This window comes from Bacillus sp. GbtcB14 (assembly GCF_019091205.1).
GTDB classification, from domain to species: Bacteria; Bacillota; Bacilli; order Bacillales; family Bacillaceae_G; genus Bacillus_A; species Bacillus_A cereus_AG.
The window spans coordinates 1-360 of the sequence record NZ_JAGXJT010000083.1 but is presented as its reverse complement, the minus strand read 5'-3'; the positions used below and the strand labels follow the sequence as shown (position 1 = coordinate 360).

Sequence of the window (360 nt, the reverse complement as noted above, 5' to 3'; positions counted from 1 at the left end):
TCTAAACGAACGGTGTTTCTTTAAGAGTCCATAAAAAAGCACAGACTGAACGGGTCTGTGCTTTTTTCTCTTATTTCAGCAGGTTCAATGATTCACGATTAAAGGCTTCCAAATCGTCAGGTGTTCTGCTCGTTACGATGTTATGGCTCACGACGACTTCTTCATCTTTATAATGTGCGCCGGCATTGATTAAGTCTTTGCGGATGCTGCGGAATCCCGTGATATCTTTTCCTTTAAGAAGGTCGGTATCAATCAGCAGCTGCGGGCCGTGGCAGATTGCGAAAACGGGTTTCTGATTTTCCACGAATGCTTTAGTGAATTCACCCGGGCGGTCATCTCCGCGCAGAAGATCCGGTGAAA

General features: G+C 45.8%; 1 protein-coding gene. It reads right to left on the bottom strand.

From position 1 onward, the window contains the following. Nucleotides 1-70: 70 nt before the first annotated feature. The coding region (locus KVT31_RS29395) for a DJ-1/PfpI family protein (RefSeq protein ID WP_217613709.1) at nucleotides 71-360 on the bottom strand (290 nt) is incomplete at its 5' end.